Annotated in this window: 20 protein-coding genes; 10 read left to right on the top strand and 10 right to left on the bottom strand. The window is 62.5% G+C overall.

Going from position 1 to position 19,117, the window contains the following annotated elements:
• The first annotated feature begins 9 nt into the window (after positions 1 to 9).
• From purD to hemF, 3 genes are read left to right on the top strand one after another with little or no spacing between them, the layout of a single operon-like run.
• Positions 10 to 1,287 (top strand): phosphoribosylamine--glycine ligase, encoded by a 1,278-nt coding sequence (gene purD / locus AC07TV_RS03185; protein WP_494646953.1) that lies wholly within the window; start codon positions 10 to 12, stop codon positions 1,285 to 1,287.
• Positions 1,288 to 1,299: 12 nt separating this feature from the next.
• Positions 1,300 to 2,934, top strand: a complete 1,635-nt coding sequence (locus AC07TV_RS03180; protein WP_494646952.1) for a diguanylate cyclase domain-containing protein — start codon at positions 1,300 to 1,302, stop codon at positions 2,932 to 2,934.
• 10 nt (positions 2,935 to 2,944) lie between these two features.
• Positions 2,945 to 3,850, top strand: coding sequence for an oxygen-dependent coproporphyrinogen oxidase (hemF, locus tag AC07TV_RS03175; protein WP_494646951.1), 906 nt, complete (start codon positions 2,945 to 2,947; stop codon positions 3,848 to 3,850).
• Positions 3,851 to 3,897: 47 nt separating this feature from the next.
• Here hemF and AC07TV_RS03170 read toward each other — a convergent pair whose 3' ends face one another.
• The 4 genes from AC07TV_RS03170 to hemC are packed head-to-tail and all read right to left on the bottom strand — an operon-like array spanning position 3,898 to position 7,840.
• The gene (locus AC07TV_RS03170; protein ID WP_494646950.1) at positions 3,898 to 5,082 is read right to left on the bottom strand and encodes a heme biosynthesis protein HemY; all 1,185 of its coding nucleotides are present in this window, start codon (positions 5,080 to 5,082) and stop codon (positions 3,898 to 3,900) included.
• Entirely contained in the window at positions 5,079 to 6,119 is a 1,041-nt protein-coding gene (locus AC07TV_RS03165; protein ID WP_494646949.1) for a uroporphyrinogen-III C-methyltransferase, read from the bottom strand. The genes AC07TV_RS03170 and AC07TV_RS03165 overlap by 4 nt, the downstream gene beginning before the upstream one ends.
• Complete coding sequence (locus AC07TV_RS03160) at positions 6,116 to 6,898, bottom strand: uroporphyrinogen-III synthase (protein WP_494646948.1); 783 nt, start codon at positions 6,896 to 6,898, stop codon at positions 6,116 to 6,118. Before AC07TV_RS03160 ends, AC07TV_RS03165 begins: the two co-directional genes overlap by 4 nt.
• 6 nt (positions 6,899 to 6,904) lie before the next feature.
• Positions 6,905 to 7,840 carry a hydroxymethylbilane synthase gene (hemC, locus tag AC07TV_RS03155; protein ID WP_494646947.1) on the bottom strand — a complete coding sequence of 312 codons (936 nt, stop codon included), beginning with the start codon at positions 7,838 to 7,840 and terminating at the stop codon, positions 6,905 to 6,907.
• On the opposite strand from hemC, the gene AC07TV_RS03150 reads away from it, so the two are divergent.
• From AC07TV_RS03150 to AC07TV_RS03130, 5 genes are all read left to right on the top strand, one after another.
• Positions 7,839 to 8,321, top strand: a complete 483-nt coding sequence (locus AC07TV_RS03150; RefSeq protein WP_494646946.1) for a SoxW family protein — start codon at positions 7,839 to 7,841, stop codon at positions 8,319 to 8,321. The genes hemC and AC07TV_RS03150 overlap by 2 nt on opposite strands.
• Positions 8,318 to 8,923 carry a methyltransferase domain-containing protein gene (locus AC07TV_RS03145; protein ID WP_494646945.1) on the top strand — a complete coding sequence of 202 codons (606 nt, stop codon included), beginning with the start codon at positions 8,318 to 8,320 and terminating at the stop codon, positions 8,921 to 8,923. The genes AC07TV_RS03150 and AC07TV_RS03145 overlap by 4 nt, the downstream gene beginning before the upstream one ends.
• Positions 8,924 to 9,043: 120 nt before the next feature.
• Complete coding sequence (locus tag AC07TV_RS03140; protein ID WP_494646944.1) at positions 9,044 to 9,523, top strand: hypothetical protein; 480 nt, start codon at positions 9,044 to 9,046, stop codon at positions 9,521 to 9,523.
• A gap of 115 nt (positions 9,524 to 9,638) precedes the next feature.
• Positions 9,639 to 12,236 carry an aminopeptidase N gene (pepN, locus tag AC07TV_RS03135; RefSeq protein ID WP_494646942.1) on the top strand — a complete coding sequence of 866 codons (2,598 nt, stop codon included), beginning with the start codon at positions 9,639 to 9,641 and terminating at the stop codon, positions 12,234 to 12,236.
• Between the two features lie 173 nt (positions 12,237 to 12,409).
• Positions 12,410 to 13,003: a response regulator gene (locus tag AC07TV_RS03130; protein ID WP_494646941.1), complete on the top strand. Its 594-nt coding sequence runs from the start codon at positions 12,410 to 12,412 to the stop codon at positions 13,001 to 13,003.
• 22 nt (positions 13,004 to 13,025) lie between these two features.
• Here AC07TV_RS03130 and AC07TV_RS03125 read toward each other — a convergent pair whose 3' ends face one another.
• From AC07TV_RS03125 to AC07TV_RS03115, 3 genes are read right to left on the bottom strand one after another with little or no spacing between them, the layout of a single operon-like run.
• Positions 13,026 to 13,547, bottom strand: coding sequence for a glutaredoxin domain-containing protein (locus tag AC07TV_RS03125; RefSeq protein ID WP_494646940.1), 522 nt, complete (start codon positions 13,545 to 13,547; stop codon positions 13,026 to 13,028).
• A gap of 21 nt (positions 13,548 to 13,568) precedes the next feature.
• Positions 13,569 to 14,357: a LytR/AlgR family response regulator transcription factor gene (locus AC07TV_RS03120; protein WP_494646939.1), complete on the bottom strand. Its 789-nt coding sequence runs from the start codon at positions 14,355 to 14,357 to the stop codon at positions 13,569 to 13,571.
• Complete coding sequence (locus AC07TV_RS03115) at positions 14,324 to 15,313, bottom strand: sensor histidine kinase (protein ID WP_494646938.1); 990 nt, start codon at positions 15,311 to 15,313, stop codon at positions 14,324 to 14,326. Before AC07TV_RS03115 ends, AC07TV_RS03120 begins: the two co-directional genes overlap by 34 nt.
• A gap of 93 nt (positions 15,314 to 15,406) precedes the next feature.
• Here AC07TV_RS03115 and argH point away from each other — a divergent pair, with 93 nt between their 5' ends.
• Positions 15,407 to 16,792, top strand: coding sequence for an argininosuccinate lyase (argH, locus tag AC07TV_RS03110; RefSeq protein ID WP_494646937.1), 1,386 nt, complete (start codon positions 15,407 to 15,409; stop codon positions 16,790 to 16,792).
• Positions 16,793 to 16,858: 66 nt separating this feature from the next.
• On the opposite strand, the gene AC07TV_RS03105 is transcribed toward argH, so the two are convergent.
• On the bottom strand, positions 16,859 to 17,179 hold the full coding sequence (locus tag AC07TV_RS03105) for a hypothetical protein (RefSeq protein ID WP_494646936.1): 321 nt from the start codon (positions 17,177 to 17,179) through the stop codon (positions 16,859 to 16,861).
• 300 nt (positions 17,180 to 17,479) lie between these two features.
• Between AC07TV_RS03105 and AC07TV_RS03100 the strand changes: the two genes are divergently transcribed.
• Positions 17,480 to 17,857, top strand: coding sequence for an OsmC family protein (locus AC07TV_RS03100; RefSeq protein ID WP_494646935.1), 378 nt, complete (start codon positions 17,480 to 17,482; stop codon positions 17,855 to 17,857).
• Between the two features lie 80 nt (positions 17,858 to 17,937).
• Here the strand turns inward: AC07TV_RS03100 and grxD are convergent, their stop codons facing one another.
• Together grxD and prmC are read right to left on the bottom strand one after the other, a co-directional pair.
• The gene (gene grxD, locus AC07TV_RS03095; protein WP_226496244.1) at positions 17,938 to 18,258 is read right to left on the bottom strand and encodes a Grx4 family monothiol glutaredoxin; all 321 of its coding nucleotides are present in this window, start codon (positions 18,256 to 18,258) and stop codon (positions 17,938 to 17,940) included.
• A gap of 13 nt (positions 18,259 to 18,271) precedes the next feature.
• Positions 18,272 to 19,108, bottom strand: a complete 837-nt coding sequence (prmC, locus tag AC07TV_RS03090) for a peptide chain release factor N(5)-glutamine methyltransferase (protein WP_494646934.1) — start codon at positions 19,106 to 19,108, stop codon at positions 18,272 to 18,274.
• Positions 19,109 to 19,117: the final 9 nt, after the last annotated feature.

The following is a 19,117-nucleotide window of genomic DNA, read 5'->3' as shown; positions in this document are numbered from 1 at the left end:
AAATCAAGCATGAAACTACTGGTAATCGGTTCCGGCGGCCGCGAACACGCCATGGCCTGGCGCCTGGCCCAGACCCAAGGCATGCAGAAGGTGTTCGTTGCCCCGGGCAATGCCGGCACGGCACGCGAACATGAGCTGGAAAACTTGAATATCACCGATCCGGAAGCTCTGGCTGATTTCGTCGAGCAGAACAAGGTTCATCTCACCGTCGTCGGCCCGGAAGCGCCGCTCGCCGCTGGCGTGGTCAATATCTTCCGCGCCCGTGGCCTGAAAATCTTCGGCCCGACCAAGGAAGCTGCCCAGCTCGAATCGTCCAAGGACTTCGCCAAGCGCTTCATGGCCCGCCACAATATTCCGACGGCTGGTTTTGAGACTTTTTCCGAGTCGACCGCAGCACACGCCTACATCGACAAAAAAGGTGCACCAATCGTCATCAAGGCCGATGGTCTGGCCGCCGGCAAGGGTGTCGTTGTCGCCATGACCCTTGAAGAAGCTCACGCCGCCATCGACGACATGCTGTCCGGCAACAAGCTCGGCGATGCTGGCGCCCGCGTCGTGATCGAGGATTTCCTTGATGGCGAGGAAGCCAGCTTCATCGTCATGGTCGACGGCAAGAATGTGCTGGCCCTGGCCTCCAGCCAGGACCACAAACGCATTTTCGACGGTGACCAGGGCCCAAACACAGGTGGCATGGGTGCCTATTCCCCGGCGCCGTGCGTCACGCCGGAAATACACGCCCGTGCCATGCGCGAAATCATTCTGCCGACCGTGCGCGGCATGGCCGCCGACGGCATCCCGTTCACCGGCTTCCTCTACGCCGGCCTGATGATCGGCAAGGACGGCTCACTGAAGACACTCGAATTCAACTGCCGCATGGGTGACCCGGAAACACAGCCGATCCTGATGCGCCTGAAGTCCGATTTCGTCGACCTTCTTGAACACGGCATCGACGGCACGCTGGATCAGGTCGAAGCCGAGTGGGATCGCCGCATTGCGCTGGGCGTCGTGCTGGCTGCAGCGAACTATCCGGACACCCCGAAGAAGGGCGACGTCATTCAGGGCCTGCCGGCGGGCAACAGCTTCGGCGACGATGCACACGTTTTCCACGCCGGCACTGCTGAGCAGGATGGCAAGGTGGTCACCAATGGTGGTCGCGTGCTGTGCGTCACAGCGCTCGGCGAAAACGTCAAGCTGGCCCAGAAACGTGCCTACGAGGCCGCTGTCCAGATCAGCTTCGATGGCATGCAGTTCCGCAAGGATATCGGCTACCGGGCAATCTCCCGCTAAGGAATCAGGGCGATGACGCCATGGTTCGGCAGCAGTCTGAAAATGCGGATTGCCGTCGTATCGGTTCTGCTGTTTCTAGCCGGCATCAGCCTGATTACCTTTTTCGCCACCCGCATCCTGCATGACGACATGCAGGAAGTTCTGTCCAACCAGCAACTGACCGCGGTCAATTACATTGCCCGGGATATCGACGCCAAGCTGACGTTGCGACTGGAAAGCCTGAAGCGGGTCGCGCTGAACATGCCGGAAGAACTGTTCAGCGACCCACCGGCGATGCAGACATGGCTGGAAGACCGCAAAGCCATCCACACCCTGTTTCCGATCGGCTTGATGGTAATCCCGCCCGATGGCGGGCCAACAATCGGCGAGGCCCCGCGCCTGAAAACCCGGCCGAAATCCTTTGGCGACCGTGACTGGTTTATCGGGGCGACGACCACCCGCCAGCCCTTCATCAGCAGACCCCTGACCACCCGGGCAACTGGAGAACCGGCACTGGTCATGGCCATTCCGGTTTTCAACAACCAACAAAAACTGCTCGGGATTCTCGCCGGCATTGCCCCGCTCGCCGCACCGGGCTTTCTCGACCTGATTCTTGGCACCAACCCCGGGAAAAATGGCAGCTATCAGCTCATTGATCCGCAACACCGCCTCTTTGTGCTGGCCTCGGAGGTCAATCAAGCCGTAACGCCGATGCCCAACACCGGCGATGACCTGGTGCTGGATGCTGCGGTCAACGGCCTGCGCGGCATCAAAATCATTCGCAACGCAGCCAGCCAGGACGAACTGGTCGCCGCCGCCGAAGTGCCGCGCACCAACTGGCTGCTGGTCGCCCGACAACCGACCGACGATGCCTTCGAGCCAGTCTCCAACACGTTGCGTAATACGCTTCTGATCACCGCCCTGCTCTCGTTGCCAAGCATCATTGTCCTGCTCGCCGTACTCAATCGACTCCTCAGGCCAATCGCCCTGCTCGCCCGCGAACTCCACGAAATGGCCGAAGGCAAGCGCCCGATGCAACCGGTGGCGACCCATACCGCCGACGAAGTAGCCGACGTCGGACACAGCTTCAATCGGCTGCAGGACCGCTTGCAGGAGCAGGAACAGCGTCTCGCTGAAATGGCCCACCATGACATGCTGACCGGCCTGCCGAATCGCCGGCTGATTGACGAACGACTGGAAAACGAGCTGCACCGGATTCAGCGCAACCACCTGGGCCTGGCCCTGCTTTTCCTTGACCTTGATGGCTTCAAGCCGGTTAACGACACGCATGGCCATGGCATCGGCGACCGCGTGCTGGCCGAAATTGCCCGCCGCCTGCAGGCCATCGTTCGCGATGTAGACACTGTCGCCCGCCTCGGCGGTGATGAATTCCTGATCCTGCTCACCGATACGGAAAAGCCACAAAAAGCTGCTGAGCGGGTTGCCCAGAAATGCATCGCTGCCCTGTCCGAAGCCATCGTCATCAACGACCTGTTGATTCATGTCGGCGTTTCGATCGGCATTGCCACCTGCAGCGCCGAACAGGCCGTGACGACGACCGTCAAACAACTGGTCAGCCAGGCCGATAACGCGATGTACCGGGCCAAGGCGGCAGGTCGAAACCGCTACGAACTGCAGTTGCCGGCCAACCCTCCAACAGATTCCTGAAAACACAAAAATGAGCATCGACACCGCCCAGCTGAAAACCTTTTTCACCGGCCTGCAAGCCAGTATCGTCGCCGAACTCGAAGCTTTCGACGGCCAGGCCTTCCGCACCGATTCATGGGAGCGCCCGGAAGGCGGCGGCGGCATTTCGCGGCTGATCGAGGAAGGTGGTTTCTTCGAGCGCGGCGGCGTCAATTTCTCGCACGTCACCGGCCAATCGCTGCCCGCTTCGGCCACCGCCGTCCGCCCGCAACTGGCCGGGCGGGCCTGGGAGGCGATGGGCGTTTCGCTCGTTCTCCACCCGCGCAATCCGTACTGCCCGACGGCGCACATGAACGTGCGCTGCTTCGTCGCCCGCAAGGAAGGCGAAGAGGATGTCTGGTGGTTTGGCGGCGGCATGGACATGACGCCTTATTACGGTCAAATGGAGGATGTAGTCCATTTCCACCAGACCTGCAAGGATGCGCTGGCACCCTTCGGCGACGAGGTCTATCCGAAATACAAGAAGTGGTGTGACGAGTATTTCTTCCTCAAGCACCGCAACGAGCCGCGCGGCGTCGGCGGGGTGTTTTTCGACGACCTCAACGAAGGCGGCTTCGAACGCTGTTTCAACCTCACCCAGTCGGTCGGCAATGCTTTCACCAAGGCCTATCTGCCGGTATTGGCCAAACGTCGCGACACGCCCTACGGTGAGCGCGAACGCGATTTCCAGGCCTACCGCCGAGGACGCTACGTTGAGTTCAATCTGGTCTGGGACCGCGGCACGCTGTTCGGCCTGCAATCGGGCGGCCGTACCGAGTCGATCCTGATGTCGATGCCACCGATCGTAAAATGGCGCTACGACTGGCAACCGGAAGCCGGCACGCCAGAGGCCGAGCTCTACGAAGTCTTCCTCAAACCGCAGGACTGGGCTGTTTAGGGTCGAGATTGAGGATCGAGTTGTTAGCTAAAACTCGATCCTGATTTCTACCTGGCGTCGAGCAGCGCGCTGGCCCGGTAGTGTTTGTTGGCTTCTTCGGCCCGGTCGAGCTGGTCGAACAGCCGGGCCAGTTCGAGGTGTCCCTGCTGCGACGGCTCGACCGACAGCGAGGCCTCCAGATAACTTTGCGCCTTGCCCCACAGTCGCTGGCGGATGCACATGCGGCCCAGCGCCTTGAGCAGGCGGGCATCGTCGGGATGCTGCCGTAACCAGCCTTCGGCCTTGGCGATACGGGCGGTCTGCTCGCTGTGGGTCAGGCGTCCGTAAATGGCCACCAGCTCGGGTTGCCACTCTTCGTTGTCGACGGCATCGAGCACCGACTCGATCAATTTCTGCGCCTCGACCTCGGCGCCCTGCCCAACCAGCGCCCGCGCCGCAGCGAGGGCGACGCGACGACCGCGTTCGTCTTCGGGCACCGTGCGCAAATAGGCCGTCAGCTTGCCCTGATCGGCGACGCGTTTGGCAATGTTGCCCAGATGGGCCTGCGTGCGGATTTCGCGGACGACTTCAACCGGCAGCGCATCGCGCTTGACCAGTTGCCGGGCCAGCTTGAGCACGCCATCCCAGTCGCCGACACCCTGACGGGCGCGCAACTCGAGACGCAGCGCCGCGATGTGGCGACCCTGCTTGCCCTGCAGTTTTTCGAGGGCGGCCAATGCGACATCAAATCGGCGGGCTTCGTTGGCCATTTCGGCATCAAGCATCAGGGTCGCCGCCTCGGTACGCGGGTCGTCGGTCTTGGCGTGTTCCAGCCAGTATTGCTGCTTTTCTGGCTCGCGCATGCGCTGGGCGGCGCGGGCAGCAATCAGCGCCGAGAGGCCGGGCGCAGTACCGGCACCGTGGGCTTCCGTGGCCTTTTTCAGCGCCTGGCCGAAACGGCCTTCGAAGAGCAGACGAACAGCGTCCTGAAAAACCAGCCCGGCGCTTTCACGCTGGCGCTGGGCGCGGTATTCACGGACGCGTTTGGGCAAGCCAAAGGTTACCGCCAACGCCCGCGTGCCGGCGTAAAGCACGAAGAACAGGGCGAGCAGCGCGATGATGAAGAGATTGAGCGAAACCTCGGCCCGCCACGGCGGGAAAACCACCAGCACGTAGCCATCGTTATAGCGGGCGCCGAGCGCGACGGCAACGGCCAGCCCGCACAGGGCGACAATCCAGAACAGTCCTCTCACCGCTTTTCCTTGCCCGGACGCAGGTTGCGCAAGGCCGCCTGGCTATCGTTGAGGGTCGGCAGCTCGACATTGATTTCGCTCGCCGTCATCTGGCGCAGCGTGGTCTGCGCCGTCTGGACGGCCTTGTCGTTCGCTTCGAAATGGCGGTTCAGCATGTCCTGGGCGACTTTGAGTTCGTTGCGGAAGGTCCATTGATCGCGCGCAAACAGGGCGAGGCGGGCATTGAGCAAGCGCAGCTTGAGATTCTCACGGAGCAAGTAGCCCTGGCCGGGCGCCAGCAGTGCCACATCCTCGCGGTCAAAGCGCTGAATGCGAATCAGACCCTTCATTTCCTGCCAGATGGCCCCGCCGGTACGCTGCCACCAGGTTGCCGACTCGACAGCCTTTTCATTTTCGGCCGTTTTTTCCGGTCGACCGTGGGAAACCAGCGGCAGCTTGTCGACGCCGACCAGCACTTGTTCCAGACGCAGGCTGATACCCGGCATATCGACGAAAGGCAGGGCATTGAGGCGGGCCAGATCCTTGGCTAGCGCCTTGCGCAGCGGCAGATGGGCCGGACGGTCGAGGCGGGCCAGCTGGGCATCGGCTGTTTGCAGCGCGAGCACGGCGACCGGCAGATTGCCGGCCAGTTGCAATTGCTGCCCGGCCAGAACGATGGCCTGCTCGACTTCAATCAGGGCAAGTTCTTCGCGGCTGCGCGCGATGTCCTGATAGAGCGCTTGCAGGGTCGCCGACTGGGCCTGGAATTCGGCGAGCTTGCCATCGACTGCGCCAAGGCGGGCCTGCAATGCTTCGACCTGCTCGCGCGACTGTTTCTGGGCGCCACGGTCCTCCTTGTTGCCGGTGTCGAAGTCAGCCAGTTTCTGGCTGACTTCCTGCTGGACATCGACCAGCCGCTGGCGGGTTTCGAACCACTGCCAACCGGCCAGCGCCAGCGCAGCAATCGCCACGAACAGCCACGGGCTGGTCCGCTTGGCGCGCGGCGCCGGGAGGTAGGTCATCGTCGTCGGGGAGGGATTTTCGTTTTCGGGCATCATGCCGGCCAATTATAAGCAACTAAGCCGGCGAGGATGCCGGCGTCGGCTGCTTCGGTGAGGAGAATGTTGCTTAAACCCAAAGCCCGGGCGTTTTCCGCGATGCGGGCGTGGGGGACGAAGAGCGGCGTTTTTTGCAGGAAGGCGCGGCCTTCGGCGTCGAGCAGGTCAACCAGATAACGCAGACCTTCGCTGCTCGATACGGTCAGCGCGTCGAGGCGGCCGGCCCGCCATGCGGTCATGAGCGGCGCGACGCCGGCAGATGGCCCGGAACGGCGGTAACAGGTGATGCAATCGACCGTCGCGCCGCGTTCGCGCAGCGTATCGGCGAGCAGTTCGCGGCCGCCATCGCCACGAAAAATGGCAATGCGTTTGCCCTTGACCCGCTCGGCAGCCAGTACCGGCAACTCAAGCAGGGCTTCGGAGTCGAAACGCTCGGTCGGCGCGATGCAACCAAGAATGCCTCGCTCGGCCAGGACTTTGACCGTGCCCTGGCCGACAGCGGCGGGGATCAGGGACTCGGGCCAGACTCGCTGCGCCAGCAAAGCCGGCAGCGCATGATCGGCGGCGTTCGGGCTGATGAACACCGCCAAGGCGTAATCATCCAGCCGGGCAGCCGCTTCGGCCAGCGGCAGAGGATCGGTAGCCGGCGAGATTTCAAGCAACGGGAATATCAGCGGCGTACCGCCTACGGCAACGATCGCCTCGGCCAGCGGCGCAGCCTGCGCCAGCGGCCGGGTGACAACGATGGTTCGGCCGGCGAGCGGGCCGCGCAGCGTCATGCCAACTTAAGCGTGACAGGCAAGCTTGGCGAGAATGGCATCGGCGCCCTGGGCACGCAGCGTTTCGGCAAGCTGGCGACCAAGCGCTTCGTCGTCGGCCGGATTGCCGCGCAATTCGGCGCTGACCACTTCCTTGCCGTCAGCCGTCGCAACGAAACCGCGCAACCAGAGCTGGCCGTTTTCGATGATCGCGTAGCCGCCCAGCGGCACCTGGCAACTGCCCCCCAAGGCCCGCGAGAAGGCGCGCTCGGCCTTGACGCAGTGAGCTGTCTCCGGATCGTTGAGCGGGGCGACAACGTCGGCCATGTCGGCTGCGCCATCGATCAGTTCAATACCCAAGGCGCCCTGACCGGGGGCCGGCAGCGACTGTTCTGCGGTCAACACCGATTTGATGCGATTTTCCATGCCGAGGCGGATCAGGCCGGCGGCGGCCAGGATGATCGCGTCGTATTCGCCGGCATCGAGCTTTTTCAGGCGGGTATCAAGATTGCCGCGCAGGCTCTTGATGACGAGTTGCGGATATTTGGCGCGCAGGATCGACTCGCGGCGCAGGCTCGAGGTACCGACGATGGCTCCGGCCGGCAGATCGTCGAGCTCGTTGTACTTGTTCGAGACGAAGGCATCGCGCGGATTTTCGCGGGCCGAGATGGCGGCCAGCACGAAGCCTTCCGGCATGACCATCGGCACGTCCTTCATCGAATGGACGGCGAGATGGGCCTTGCCTTCCTGCATGGCGACTTCGAGTTCCTTGATGAACAGGCCCTTGCCGCCGATTTCGGCGAGCGGCCGGTCGAGGATCTGATCGCCCTTGGTGGTCATGCCGAGAATGACAACTTCGGTTCCGGGATTTAAACTCGATAAGCGTTCTCTGACATGCACCGCCTGCCACATGGCCAGACGGGATTCGCGGGAGGCAATGACAATCTTCGAAGGACGGGACATGAGCAGGCAATGGGCAGGGCTTTTGGGAGGGCTGATTCTAGCATGGCTGGCTGCACCATCCTGGGGTGCGAGCGACCTGCCGGCCGCCATCGACCTGCGTGCCGAGTCGGCACAAGCGGCCAGGGCCGGCGGCCCGCTGATCGTCATCTACAGCCGCCGGGACTGCAAATATTGCGAAGCGGTCAAACGCGATTACCTCAAACCGCTCGCCGCCAACCCGCGTTACCGTGACCGCGTGGTCATCAGGCAGATCAATCAGGACGGCGAATCCGAGGCGCTCACCGACTTCAAGGGCGGCGCCTCTACCCACGCCGGCGTAGCCACCGCCGAGAAGGTCAAGCTGGTGCCGGTCGTCGCCTTTTACGGCCCGGATGGCCGCCAACTGGCCAAGCCGATCGTCGGCGCCCGGCTGCCTGACTTTTACCAGAGCTACCTCGAAGACGCCGTCGAGCAATCGGCCCGCGCCCTGAATAAGCCATGAGCGAAACCATCAAGCCAGCGGAGCAGCGTCCGGAACACCCGGATTTCTGGTGCAAGCGCTTCGGCGAAGGCGTCACGCCGTGGGATGCCGGCAAGGTGCCGGATGCCTTTGCCGACTTCATCGCCCGCCAGCCGGCGCCGCTCAATACCCTGATCCCGGGCTGTGGCAGCGCCTGGGAGGCGGCCCATCTGGCTGAAATCGACTGGCCGGTTACCGCGCTGGACTTCTCGCCTATCGCCATCGAGACGGCGCGAAACATTCTGGGTAATGCTCCGGTCGACCTGGTCTGCGCCGATTTTTTCACCTTCGCGCCGGCCCGGCCGGTCGAACTGATCTACGAACGCGCCTTCCTCTGCGCCCTGCCGCGCAAGCTGTGGGCCGACTGGGGTCAGCGCGTTGCCGAACTGCTGCCTGCGGGCGGCCGGCTGGCCGGCTTTTTCTTCCTCTGCGATCAGCCGAAAGGTCCGCCTTTCGGCATCCAGCCGGAACAGCTGGCCGAGTTGCTGAGTTCTCATTTCGAGCAGATCGAAGACTCCGCCGTCGGCGACTCCATTCCGGTTTTCGCCGGCCGCGAACGCTGGCAAGTCTGGCAGCGACGTTAGTTGGTCGGGTAGCATTCGCCCCCCCCCGGTACCCCACTTACAATTTGTTTCAGGTCGAATCGTCATCCCGGCGACGATTCCCCGCGTTATACAGCCACACCCCAACGAGGAACACACACCATGAAACGTATCCTGATGGCGATGGCCATGACCATCGCCGCCGTTACCCTCAGCACCCCCGCCTCCGCCCAGGTTTCGGTCAGTATTGGCCAGCCGGGCTTCTACGGCCGCCTCGACATCGGCGGTTTTCCGCCCCCGCCGCTGCTCTTTCCCGAACCGAGGATGATCCAGCGCGTGCCGGTCGGCCGTCCGCCGCTCTATCTGCGCGTGCCCCCCGGCCACGCCCGCGACTGGCGCCGGCACTGCCATCGCTATGGCGCCTGCGGCGAACGCGTCTATTTCGTACAGGACAACTGGTACCGACACGAATACGCCCCGCGCTACCAGGAACGTCATATCCACCGTGACCACGGCCGTGACGGCTACCGCGATGACTATCGCCACCATGAGCGCCGCGACCACCGGGACGATCATCGCGGCGATGACCGCGGACGTGGCCGCGGCGACGACCATGGTCGCGGGCACGGCCGCGATCACTAGCCGGATCTGATGGCGCATGGCCTGCCTGACAGGCCATGCAGCCCGCTCAGGCGGGCCGCCAGCCCCCGGCTGGTTTGGCGTATCATCGAAGGCTCCCCCAGCCGTCCGCCAAAAAATGAAAACCACTACGCCCCAGACCGTTTACCTCAAGGACTACGCCGCGCCCGCCTACCTGATCGACACCGTCGATCTCGATTTCAACATCGAAACCGGTGGCACCACCGTCAGCGCCACGCTGGCCATGCGCCGCAACCCCGCCGTCCCAGCCCAGCCTCTGGTACTCGATGGTGACGAGCTGAAAACACTGAATGTCACGGTCAACCGGAAAAAAGTGCCATTTTCAGAAACCGCCGGCACGCTGACCATCGCCGACCTACCCGACGCCTTCACGCTGGAAACCGTCGTCCGCATCGATCCCGACAAAAACACCCGCCTCTCCGGCATGTACCGTTCGGCCGATGGCTATTTCACCCAGTGCGAAGCGCAGGGTTTCCGTCGCATCACCTGGTTCCTCGACCGTCCGGACGTCATGTCCACCTACACGGCGACGCTGCACGCTGACAAGGCGACCTACCCGGTCCTGCTCGCCAACGGCAACCCGGTTGCTGCCGGCGACGAAGCCGGCGGCCGCCACTGGGCCAAATGGGCTGACCCGTTCAAGAAACCGGCCTACCTGTTCGCCCTGGTCGCCGGCAAGCTAGACGTCCTCAAAGATACTTTCCAGACCGCCTCCGGCCGCAGCGTTCAACTGGCCATCTACGTCGAACCGGGCAAGCTCGACCAGTGCCCGCACGCCATGGCCGCGCTGCAAAAATCCATGAAGTGGGACGAAAAGCGCTTCGGCCTCGAATGCGACCTCGACCACTACATGATCGTCGCCGTTGGCGACTTCAACATGGGCGCCATGGAGAACAAGGGCCTCAACATCTTCAACACCAAGTACGTGCTGGCGCGCAGCGATGTCGCCACCGACGTCGATTTCGAGAACATCGACCGCGTCGTCGCCCACGAATATTTCCACAACTGGACCGGCAACCGCGTCACCTGCCGCGACTGGTTCCAGCTTTCGCTCAAGGAAGGTTTGACGGTTTTCCGCGACCAGGAATTCGGCGCCGACCTGCACAACCGCCAGACCGCCCGCATCCGCGAAGTGCGCGGCCTGCGCGCCGCGCAGTTCCCCGAAGATGCCGGCCCGATGGCCCACCCGATCCGTCCGTCCAGCTTCGTCGAGATCAATAATTTCTACACCTCGACGGTCTACGAAAAGGGCGCCGAAGTCATCCGCATGATCCAGACTCTGATCGGCCGCGACGGCTTCCGCCGGGGCATGGACGAATACTTCCGCCGCCACGACGGCCAGGCCGTGACCTGCGAGGATTTCGTCGCTGCGATGGCTGCCGCCAGCGGTTTCGACTTCACGCAATTCATGCGCTGGTACAACCAGCCCGGCACGCCGCATGTCACGGTCGACGGCTATTTTGATGCCGAAAGCAAAACCTATACGCTGACCTGCACGCAGTCCAACCCGCGCGCCAGCGATGACGCGCCGACCCTGATTCCAATCCGCGTCGCCCTGTTTGCCGACAACGGCGATCTGTTGCCCGGCACCGAGCGCACACTGCAATTCACTGCCACGACGCAATCCTTCGTCTTCAACGACATCGCCGCCGAACCCGTGCCTTCGCTGTTGCGCGATTTTTCGGCCCCGGTTGTCCTCGATTTCGACTACACCCCGGAACAGCTGACCCTGCTGCTGGCCCATGAAAGCGACCCGTTCAACGCCTGGGAAGCCGGCCAGCGTCTGGCGTCTAAACTGATCCTCGACGCCACGGCCGCCATCGCTGCCGGTCAGCCCCCCGTCTGGCCGGCCAGTTTCGTCGACGCCGCCCGCCGCCTGTTGCAAGCGCAAGCCAACCGGGGAGCCGCCTTCGTTGCCGAAGCCCTCACCCTACCCGGCGAATCGACGCTGGCCGAAGCGATGGCCATCGTCGATCCCGACGCCCTGCACGCCGCCCGCAACGCCCTGCGCAAGCATCTGGCCGAGCAACTCGAAGGCGAGTTCGCCGGCCTCTATGCCGCCCTCGCCCCGAACGCCCCCTACGCGCCGAGCAGCGAACAGGCCGGTCGCCGCGCCCTGCGCAACCTGTGCCTCGGCTACCTGGCCGAACTCGACACGCCGGAAACCCGCCGCCTGGCGATGCAGCACTTCCGCCTGGCCGACAACATGACTGACCAGTTTGCCGCACTGTCAGTACTGGCCAACATCATCGACGACTGTCCGGAACGCCAGGAAGCCCTCGACGAGTTCTACGGTCGCTGGCAGCACGAAGCGCTGGTCGTCGACAAATGGCTGCAAGTGCAATCGACCAGCCGCCGGCCCGACACCCTGCGCACCGTCACCACCCTGACCGCTCACCCGGCCTTCGACATCGGCAACCCGAACAAGATCTATGCCCTGATCCGTGCCTTCGGCGCCAATCTGGCCCGCTTCAATGCCGCCGATGGCAGCGGCTATGCCTTCATCGCCGATCAGGTCATCGCGCTGCACGACCGCAACCCGCAGGTTGCCTCGCGGCTGGCCCGTTGCTTCGACCGCTGGAAAAAGTTCGATGCCGGCCGCCAGGCCCACGCTCGCCAGGCACTCGAACGCATCCGCGACCACGCCGGTCTGTCACGCGATGTCCTCGAAGTGGTGACGCGCGCTCTCGGCTGAACCAGCACGGCCGAATCAACTTGTTCAGCCGGATTCAAATAATCGAGAACAAATGCATTAGGCATTCTAGAATACCGGGCAAGACAGCAGCCGGGGTTTGCGGTCAGCCAGATTTCCCGCAAAACAACAAAACCTGGCGCGATGCATTGCAGTGATCTACTCAGGGGGTAGTCGTGGGCATACTCGATCAAATCCGCTCGCTGTTCAGGCCAGCGCCAGCAACCCATGTACCGGCGCCAGTGCCGGCTCCGGTGCCCGCCGTACTAGCGACGGCCGGCGCCGGCACGGCGCCGCCGCCCGAACGCCGAGGCAAGGAAAGGATCAATGCCCGCGAAGGGACGCGCGTCTTGATCATCGACGACTCGAAGACCATCGTCACGGTACTCAAGAAATTTCTTCGCTCGGCAGGTTATGAAACACTCGAGGCACTTGATGCGGAAAGCGGCTTGGCGCAGTTGCACGCGCAGCCTCCGGAGCTCATTTTCCTCGACATCGTGTTACCCGGCATCAACGGTTTCGCCGCGCTGCGCGCCATCCGCCGCGACCCAGCAACCCGCGACATTCCGGTGATCATGATGAGCGGCAACGAACAGGCAATGGAACAGTTTTTCGGCACCCGGATCGGGGCCGACGACTTCATGAAAAAGCCCTTCTCGCGCTATGAGGTATTTTTCCGGATTGAGCGCCTGCTCGATCATGACCTCATTCCCCGACGCGCCAAGCCGCGCATCGCGGAGCCGGGGACTCAGGCGCCAGCGTTGACCTGAGACAATGCCTGGAATCGGAAGGTCAGCTGCGTAGCCATGGCCCCAGAAAGTGGCGTAACGCCTGCTCATTCCAGCCCTTGACAACCTCGTCGCCGACGACGATCAACGGCACACCATTGCCCCCGAGCTTCTTGTGTTGCTGGAGCGCCGTCGAACTTTGTTCGATATCCTGCTCGGTGTAGCGAATGCCGTTGGCGGCAAAGAACTCTCGCGTCATCTTGCAATAGCCACACCAACTGGTGGCGTAGAGCACGACTGCGGGCTGTTCGCCGGATGCGGTGGCCAGCGCCGCCGGAGCGCCCCCTTGCTGGAGCAGCGGCCGGCCGAACCAGAAAGCGGCACCGAGAACAATCAGGATAAGCAGCCATTTGCCCAAGCCACCGCGGCTTTCCGAAGCAGCGGCCGCCCCATACTCGCGCAATGCCTCGGGGGGCTGGAAGCCAGCGGTCTTGACATAGGCTTTTTCGCAGGACGGACATTGCCAGTCCGGCGCATTGTCAGTGGCCTGGCGGGCATAGTTGCAGTGGGGGCAGATTCGGCTCATCAAAAGGTCTCGGCGGAAAATTCAGGAATTCTTGACCAGCGCCTTGGCCGGCACCCACTGGCGGCGACTGACCGGCAGCTTTTCCGGCACGCCACGCAGCAGCGCCCAGCCATAGGCTTCGGCATCGTCACCGGCTGTTTTTTCGAAACCGGCCAGCGCAGACTTGGCCACCAGCACAGCGCGGTGCAGGCGTAGAAAGCGCTCGGCAAACTCGGCTTCGAGGTGAGCCAGCGTATCGTCGAGCAGGTATTCGCGCTCCATGGTTCGGGCGGTGACGTATTTGAGGTCGGCCTTGAAATAGAGCACTTCACCGATCGGCACCAGCAGCAATCGGCCGCGTTCGTGACAGGACAGATGGGTCCGCCCGCTGCCGCGCATTTCGTGGCCGATGCCGGCGAGCAGCGCTGAATCCGGCTGCGGCCCCGGCACCTTTTGCAGGGCGGCAAGCAGGCGCTGAGTGCGCACGGGTTTGAGCAGATAGTCGACAGCATTGAGATCGAAGGCCTGCACCGCGTAATTGTCGTAGGCAGTGGTGAAGATGACGGCCGGCGGTTTTTCCAGGCGACCGAGGTGGGTTGCCAGTTCGATGCCATCCATGCCCGGCATGCGGATGTCGGCGAGCACCACGTCGACAGGGTTTTGCCGCAAGACATCGAGCGCGGCCAGGCCGTTTCCTGCTTCGCCGACCACTTCGCTCGGCAATTGCCCGGCAATATCGGAGAGCAGGGCGCGCAGGCGGTCGCGCGCCAGCGGCTCGTCATCGACGATCAGGACCTTCAGCGGGGCGGCAGCGGCTGGCGGCGTTGGCATGGCAGGATGATGCGAACCTCATAGGAGTGATCGTCCGTCTCGATTTCCAGACGGGCTTCGAGATCGTAATACAAGGCCAGCCGTTCGCGGATATTGGCCACCGCAATCTGGTTGCCAGCGGCATGCTGGGTCTGACCGACGGTCGGATTGGCGACGGAGATGCGCAGCTCCTGAGCGCGCTGATCGATGGCAATGTGCACCGTACCGCCTTCCGGCGCCGGCTCGATGCCGTGATAGACCGCGTTTTCGAGCAGCGGCTGCAGCATCAGCGGCGGAATCGGCAGGTCCAGCGGAATTGCGCCGATTTTCCAGTCGACCGTAAGACGTTCGCCGAGCCGGAGCGTTTCGAGTTCGAGATACTGTTTGCCCAGCGCGATTTCGTCGGCCAGGCTGACCAACTCTCCCGGATCGCGCATGGCGGCGCGAAAGAGATCGGACAGCGCCTCGAGCGCCTCTTCGGCCTGTTGTGGCCGGGCACGGATCAATGACAGCACGGCGTTCAGCGAATTGAACAGGAAATGCGGGCGAATGCGCGCGTTGAGCGCCGCCAGCCGCGCCTCGCTAAGCACCGGGGTAATGGCCCGAGCACGCAGATCAAAATACATGAGCAACAAAGCGGCGGCAGCCATCGCCAATAGAATGGAGCGCCACAGGCTGCCGCCATCGGCCAGACCGAGCGAGGCCACATAGAAAAACAGGGCCGCCGCGATCCCGCCGGCCAAACCGAGCACGCATGCTTGCCCGAGGCGCAGCGGCAGGCGCCACAGGACATCGCGCAACAACGACAGCAGGCCGAGACCGACCAGCAACTGCGGCTCGACGACGGCCGCCAGCTCAAGATAGTGCGCTGCCCAGCCGGCCATATCCGGTGCCTGCAGCAGCGCAGCGAGGGCGGCCAGCACGTTGATGCCGAGCAGGACGCGCAGCATGACGCCGAAATTGCGCCAGTCAGGCAAGGGGTGAGTCGCGGGAAAGTGCCGTATACTTGTCATCTTTGATGCGGATTGTTGTTCAATTCGTCGCTTAACTGCCCATTCTAGACCAGAGTCATGACTTCCAACGCCACGCAATACACCTGGGCCGGACGCTTCTCCGAGCCGGTTTCCGATCTCGTCAAACGCTACACCGCCTCGGTCGATTTCGACCAGCGCATGTGGCGCCAGGACATCCGCGGCTCGCTGGCCCACGCCCGGATGCTGGCCAAGCAGGGCATCATCGCAGCAGCCGACCTGGCCGACATCGAGCGCGGCATGGCGATCGTCACCGAGGAAATCGAATCGGGCAATTTCGAATGGTCGCTCGACCTGGAAGACGTGCACCTCAACATCGAAAAGCGCCTGACCGCAATCGTCGGCGATGCCGGCAAACGCCTGCACACCGGCCGTTCGCGCAACGACCAGGTGGCTACCGACATTCGGCTCTACCTGCGCGATTCGATCGATGACATCCTGGTGCTGATCAAGGCTTTCCGTTCGGCCCTCGTCGATCTGGCCGAGAAGGAAGCGGCGACGCCGATGCCCGGTTTCACGCACCTGCAGGTCGCCCAGCCGGTGACTTTCGGCCACCACGTGCTGGCCTATTTCGAAATGTTCGGTCGCGATGCCGAGCGCTTCGCCGATGCCCGCAAGCGCACCAACCGCCTGCCGCTTGGTGCAGCCGCCCTGGCCGGCACGACCTACCCGATCGACCGCGCCTTTGTCGCCGAACAACTCGGCTTCGAAGGCGTTTGCGAAAACTCGCTAGATGCCGTGTCGGACCGCGACTTCGCCATCGAATTCACCGCCGCCTGCGCCCTTCTCATGATGCATATCAGCCGCCTGTCGGAAGAGCTGGTGATGTGGATGAGCCCGCGTGTCGGCTTCATCCAGATTGCCGACCGCTTCTGCACCGGCTCGTCGATCATGCCGCAGAAGAAGAACCCGGACGTGCCGGAACTGGCGCGCGGCAAGACCGGCCGCGTCTATGGCCAGCTGATGAGCCTGCTGACGCTGATGAAATCGCAGCCGCTGGCCTACAACAAGGACAACCAGGAAGACAAGGAACCGCTGTTCGACGCCGTCGACACGGTCACCGACACGCTGCGCATCTTCGCCGACATGGCCGGTGGCATCACAGTGCGCGCCGACAACATGCAGGCCGCGCTGACCCAGGGCTTCGCCACCGCCACCGACCTCGCCGACTATCTGGTCAAGAAAGGCCTGCCCTTCCGCGACGCGCACGAAGCTGTCGGCCACGCCGTCAAGGCCGCCGAGCAGAAGGGCGTCGACCTGCCGCAACTGACGCTCGACGAACTGAAAGCCTTCTGCCCGCAAGTGGAAAATGACGTGTTTTCCGTGTTGACCGTGGAAGGCTCGCTGGCCAGCCGCAATCACATCGGCGGCACCGCGCCGGAACAGGTCAAGGCTGCCATCGGCCGGGCCCGCGGCCGCCTTTAAGCAGAAAAAAATCCAACTTCACAGGCAACTTCGGTTGCCTGTTTTCTTTGTCGCCAAGCGCCGGAATTATCTCCAGGCGCGAGCGCCCATCAGGTAACTGCGTATTTCCGAAGTTTTGTTCGCCGCTTCCGGCGGAGCCGGCACGACTTCAGCGACCGACACCACCTCGGCGACCTCGGGTGTGAAGGGCAGCAGCAGGTCGCGCATGCGCAAGACCATAACCAGCAGCTCCTCTTCTTCAGCGGCTTCCTCTATTTCCGAAAGACGCTGCCGGGCATAGCTCGGCTCACGCGTCAGTCTCTCCAGGTCGACTGATTGGCCGAGTGCGCGCTTCACCTGCAACTTGAAGCGGGCGAGAAGTTGGGCGGTTTCCATCTGCTTGGTCATCCTGTCGATTTCTCCTTGTCGATCGCTCTTCCCCGTGGAGAACGGATCCCAAGAAATAGCGAAAATCGTGCCGGATGGTGCGCCGCAAAAACCCATTTTCAAATCAGCAAGTTGCCGAAAATTAACGACAGAATGATCGTTTTCAGGTTCTGATATGGTGCAAAAAGAGAAGGCACAAACTCACTTTTGGTGCAACGCACAAGAACGAAAATCAAGCTTGAATACCGGCCGGAAGAGGACAGGCCATTTATCCTTACGTATAATCAGAAAAAACTAATATTCGTACTCAAGGAAAACAGCATGTACAAAACAGTTGTCGACAACACCCCGCTCATCAAGGTCAACAGCGCCAAACACGAGGCCAACTATTCTGTAAACGGCTCCCTGATGAACCCTCTGGAAGCCTTTTACGCCTCACTCGCCGCCTGCGCTGCAGTGTATGCAAAGAAGGCCTGCAAGGAACTCGGCATTCCGGCTGCCGGCATCGAGATCGACTGCAAGCCGTTCTCCGGCCCCGGCGGTCCGCTGTCGCTGGCCAGATTCCGCAGCGATGTGCACTTTCCCGAATACTTCACCGCTGATCAAAAGACGAAAATTCTCGAGACCATCGCCCACTGTGCGGTCAAGGAAATCGTCATGGATGGTGCCGCCATCGAGTTCCAGGTCGCCGAGGTCTGACGCCACGGTCAACCGGAAATATTGGCCAAAATCAAAAAGCCGGGGACATGCCCCGGCTTTTCAGTTTCTGCGGCAGAAAATCAGGCCGCAATACCCTCCAGCATCTGCTGCAGTTCACCAGTCTGGTACATCTCTTTCATGATGTCGCAGCCGCCGACGAATTCGCCCTTGATGTAGAGCTGCGGAATGGTCGGCCAGTTGGCGTATTCCTTGACGCCATTGCGGATTTCCTCGTCGGCCAGCACATTGACCGTGACGAAGTCTTCAACACCGCAGGCCTTCAGAATCTGCACAGAGGTCGCGGAAAAGCCGCATTGCGGAAAGCGGGCGTCGCCCTTCATGTAAAGGACGACCGGGTTGCCGGTCACGGTGGCGTGGATGCGTTGCTGAACGTCGGACATGATTTCTCCTGATTTAAAGATGGGTGCCTGAAACGCGGTCGATACCGGCCAGGTCGGGAAAGGTCGATGCGGCTTTGAACCCCGCAGCAGTCAATAAGTTCCGGCTTGCTTCACCCTGATCGTAACCGTGCTCGAACAACAGCCAGCCTCCGGCATTCAGATACGCCGGCGCATCTGCAACGATGCGGCGAATGCAGGCAAGACCATCAGCGCGATCGGTGAGCGCCATTTGCGGCTCGAAGGGCAGGCCGTTGAGTGCCAGATGCGGGTCGCCATCGGCGACGTAGGGCGGATTGGAAACGATCACGTCAAAACGCTCGCCGGCCAGCGGGGAAAACCAGTCGCCTTGGCGGAAGTCCACCGGTGCACGAAGCCGCCCCGCATTGTTGCGCGCCACGGAAATGGCGTCATTTGACAGGTCGACCGCAACAACCCTCGCCAATGGGCATTCGAGCGCCAATGAAATGGCCACAATGCCCGAACCGGTACCGAGATCAACGACCGTCGGCGCACTCAGGCCCCGCAATTTTTCGAGCGCCAGTTCGACCAGAACCTCGGTCTCCGGACGCGGAATCAGAACGGCCGGTGACACCTGAAAAACCCGCCCGCGAAACTCTGCCTCTCCGGTCAGGTAGGCCAGTGGCTCGCCAGTCGCCCGCCGCGCCAAAAGTTGGTCAAATACCTGCTGCGCCGGGAGCACCAGAGGGTTTTCCGGGGACCTCAGGAGATCGGTGTAGCTGCAGCCGGCAACGTATTCAAGCAGCAGTCGTGCATCGAGCCGGGCTGACTCTATTCCCGCCTCGGCGAGCAATTTCTGCCCCTTGCGCCAGTTTTCACCCAGTGACTGCACGGCAAACTC

This window comes from Azonexus sp. GW821-FHT04F04 (assembly GCF_059420025.1).
Note: the sequence above shows the minus strand (reverse complement) of the source record. Positions and strands in the feature narration are given on the sequence as shown.